General features: G+C 41.4%; 2 protein-coding genes. Both read left to right on the forward strand.

Annotated features, from left to right (window positions below; translation table 11 throughout):
• Positions 1 to 2,192 precede the first annotated feature (2,192 nt).
• Complete coding sequence (locus HC752_RS23610; RefSeq protein WP_190337639.1) at positions 2,193 to 2,429, forward strand: hypothetical protein; 237 nt, start codon at positions 2,193 to 2,195, stop codon at positions 2,427 to 2,429.
• A 1,613-nt stretch (positions 2,430 to 4,042) separates the two neighbouring features.
• Positions 4,043 to 4,228, forward strand: a complete 186-nt coding sequence (locus HC752_RS23620; protein WP_190337642.1) for a hypothetical protein — start codon at positions 4,043 to 4,045, stop codon at positions 4,226 to 4,228.
• Positions 4,229 to 4,428 lie beyond the last annotated feature (200 nt).

Consider the following 4,428-nt stretch of genomic DNA (forward strand, 5'->3'; position numbering starts at 1 on the left):
CAAACTTCAAAATACGGTAAACAGGAATGGTTTGAAATAGTCACAACGGCTTGGCTTGCGACAACTTTTCCAACTTGATTCGGGTTTAGGAATCGAAATTTGAAGCACTGAAGCCAGCTATTTTCGAAAACCTTACAACCTTTAAATTATCAAAGCGCTATAATGCCCAATTAAGTAGCCAAAAACGTACATATACCGCTTCTGCAAACCACCCTAAACAATAAACTCACCACAAACTAAAAATGCCACACGTTTTTGGTCTGCTTGAATTGTTTGTTATGAACGGACTTTACGGCAACCTCGGAATTCCAGCAAATACAGAAGGTTAAGACACAGAGCCAATTCACAAAATGCCGGCAGCCACACGATAAACCCGCAACGAATTGACTTGAAACACCCACCAAGTTTAGAGCTTTTCAATGCACTGCCGCCCCGCAAAAATCACGGCGCAGCAAATGGCTGCTAGAAAGAATCACTTGGCAAAAATACCCAAACAGCCAATTTGCCTTTTGATGAAACCCAAGCGGCATTTCTCCAAAGAAACACAACGGATTTTCAATTGGGAAAGATTCAAATCATGATGAAAAGAAAAGCAAATATTGAACCTTAACTGCTAATTTTACTGAACTTTCCTAGATGCTTCATAACGCCCAATTAAGTAGCCAAAAACGTATAAATACCGCTTCTGCAAGCCACCGTAAACACAAAACTTACCGCAAACTAAAAATGCCACACGTTTTTGGTCTGCTTGAATTGTTTGTTATGAACGGACTTTACGACAACCTCGGAATTCCAGCAAATACAAACGGTTGAGACACAGAGCCAATTCACAAAATGCTGGCAGCTACTCGATAAACCCACAACGAATTGACTAAAAACGCATGCCAAGTTTGGAGTTTTTCAATGACCTGCCGCCCCACTAAAATCACGGTGCAGCAAATGGCTGCTAGATAAGGTCACTTGGCAAAAGTAACCAAACAGCCAATTTGTCTTTCGATGAAATCCAAGCGGCATTTCACCAAAGAAACTTGCAAATATTCAGGTGAGGAAGATTCGAATCATGATGATAAGAAAAGGGAACTTTGAACCTTACCCCATAATTTTGCTACATTTTCTTAGCTGCTTTTATAACGCCAGCTTAAACCGCAGACAACGCACAAATCAAGCCGCTGCATTGCACCTTAAACACTAAATTTACCGCAAACCAAAAATGCCACGCGTTGTTTGTCGGTTTGAAGCTTTTGTTAGAGCGATACAAGCAAACAGGCTTTACTTGGCAATGAAGCACTGAGCTTTCATTCAATGAATGACATCTTAGCCAAAGTGAGTATCTGCAACCAGACCACAATATCCAAAACACCGAACCAGTCGAAGAATTTACAAGAACGAGCCGAAAACCAAACTTCAAAATACGGAATTTCTAATTGGCATGAAATCCCACAGCAACTTGGTTTGCAGAGCATTTCCCACCTTGATTCAAGTTAAGGAATCGAACTCAAAAACACTGAAGCCAGCAACTTTCGAGAACCTAACAATTCTTGAATTCTCAAAGCGCTATAACGCCCAATTAAGTAGCCAAAAACGTACAAATACCGTTTCTGCATATCACCTTAAACACATAACTCACCGCAAACTGAAAATGCCACACGTTTTTGGTCTGCTTGAATTGTTTGTTAGAGCGATACAAGCAAACAGGCTTTACTTGGCAATGAAGCACTTCGCTTGCATTCAATGAACGACATCTTAGCCAAAGTGAGCTTCTGCAACCAGACCACACAACCGAAAACACCGATTCAGTCGAGAATTTAGAAGAGCAACCTGAAAACCAAGCTTCAAAATACGGTGTTCCTAATTGGTTTTGAAAGCTTGCACCAAGTTGGTTTGGGCAGAGCTAACCACCTTGATGTTGGCTGAGAAATTGGACCAAAACCACTGAAACCAGCAACTTTCGAAACCCTTACAACCCTTGAATTTTCAAAGCGCTATAACGCCCTGTTAAGGGGTGAACAACGCAATACCAAAGCCGCCGCATAACACCTTAATCACTTAAATCAACGCATGGTAAAAATGCCACGCGTTGCGAATCCCTCTTGAACAGTTTGTTATGGTTATTTCACAGAGTTACTCAAGAAAAAGTTTGCATTAAGACTCATATACATACTATATTCCTTCGATTTTTTTGTGAGGTGTGTATGACTTATTGGCCTGTTGCTGCCGCTATTGTTATTGGAGCAATTTTCTTACTCGGCGCCGGCATTTTCATGTTAGGTGATTTGTTTCGAGAGTCACCTAATGCTGTATTGAGCTGTTTCGCTATCGGTTTCATTACGTCTTTAGTTTTCTTCTCTTTCCCAATTTGGGGACATTTAATTGTTACTGCTGTTATCGCTGCTGTCTTGCTACTTTTCTATTGTGGATTCAAAGGGTAAATATGATATGAGCTTCAAAAGGACTTGAGGCTAAATTCGGTATTTGAAAATAGCCATAACGCCAGCTTAAACCGCAGACAACGCACAAATCAAGCCGCTGCACTGCGCCTTAAACACTAAAATTACCGCAAACCAAAAATGCCACACGTTGTTTGTCGGTTTGAAGCTTTTGTTAGAGCGATACAAGCAAACAGGCTTTACTTGGCAATGAAGCACTGAGCTTGCATTCAATGAATGACATCTTAGCCAAAGTGAGTATCTGCAACCAGACCACAATACCCAAAACACCGAACCAGTCGAAGAATTTACAAGAACGAGCCGAAAAACAAACTTCAAAATCCGGAATTTCCAATTGGCATGAAATCCCGCAGCGACTTGGATTGCTACAACTTTTCCACCTTGATTCTGGTTGAGAAATCAAAATTTGAAACACGGAAGCCAGCAATTTTCGAGAACCTGACAACCCTTGAATTATCAAAGCGCTATAACGCCAAATTAAGTAGCCAAAAACGTATAAATACCGCTTCTGCAAGCCACCCTAATCACTAAATTTACCGCAAACTAAAAATGCCACACGTTTTTGGTCTGCTTGAATTGTTTGTTATGAACGGACTTTACGGCATCCTCGATTTCCCAGCAAATACAGAAGCCTAAGACACCGAGCCATTTCACAAAATGCTGGCAGCTACTCGATAAACCCACAACGAATTGAATGAAAGAGAGCACCAAGTTTTGAGTTTTTCGATATCTTGCCGCCCCACTAAAATCACGGCACAGCAAATGGCAGCTAGAAATAGCCACTTGGCAAAAGTAACCAAACAGCCAATTTGCCTTTCGATGAAACTAAAGCGGCATTTCACCAAAGAAACACAGCGAATTTTCAATTAGGAAAGACTCAAATCATGATGAGACGAAAAGCAAACATTGAACCTTAGCCTCTAATCTTGCTGGATTTTTCTAGATGCTTCATAACGCCCAGTTAAGTAGCCAAAAACGTACAAATGCTGTTTCTGCAAACTACCCTAAACACAAAACTCAACGCAAACTAAAAATGCCACGCGTTTTTGGTCTGCTTGAATTGTTTGTTATGAACGGACTTTACGGCAACCTCGGAATTCCAGCAAATACATATGGTTGAGACACAGAGCCAATTCACAAAATGCCGGCAGCTACACGATAAACTCACAACGAGTTGACTTAAAACGCCCACCAAACTTGGAGTTTTTCAATGTCCTGCCGCCCCTTGAAAACCACGGTGCAGCAAATGGCTGCTAGAAAGAATCACTTGGCAAAAATACCCAAACAGACAATTTGCCTTTTGATGAAACCCAAGCGGCATTTCACCAAAGAAACACAACGGATTTTCAATTGGGAAAGATCCAAATCATGATGAAAATAATCGCAAACTTTGAACCTTAGCCACTAATTTTACTGGATTTTTCTAGATGCTTCATAACGCCAGCTTAAACCGCAGACAACGCACAAATCAAGCCGCTGCATTGCACCTTAAACACTAAATTCACCGCAAACCAAAAATGCCACGCGTTGTTTGTCGGTTTGAAGCTTTTGTTAGAGCGTAACGAGTACACAAACTCACTTGGCAGAGAAGCACTTTGCTTGCAGTCAATGAACAGCATCTTAGCCAACAAAGCCTTCTGCAACCAGACCACAGAACCCAAAACACCGACTCGGTCGAGGATTTTGAAAAACAAGCAGAGAGCCAAACTTCAAAATACGGTAAACCGGAATGGTTTGAAAAACCTAAAACGACTTGGCTTGCGACGGCTTTCCCATTTTGATGCTGGTTGAGAAAGCGAACTCAAAAACGCTGAAGCCAGCAACTTTCGATAACCTGACAACCCTTGAATTTTCAAAGCGCTATAACGCCAGCTTAAACCGCAGACAACGCACAAAACAAGCCGCTGCATTACGCATTAAACACTAAAATCACCGCAGACCAAAAATGCCACGCGTTGTTTGTCGGTTTGAAGCTTTTGTT

Origin of the sequence: Vibrio sp. S9_S30 (assembly GCF_014694455.1) — a bacterium.
Lineage (GTDB): Bacteria > Pseudomonadota > Gammaproteobacteria > Enterobacterales > Vibrionaceae > Vibrio.

Excerpts from the sequence above, each read along its gene's own strand:
- HC752_RS23610 (WP_190337639.1), top strand. The coding sequence starts at position 2,193 with ATGACTTATTGGCCTGTTGCTGCCGCTATTGTTATTGGAGCAATTTTC.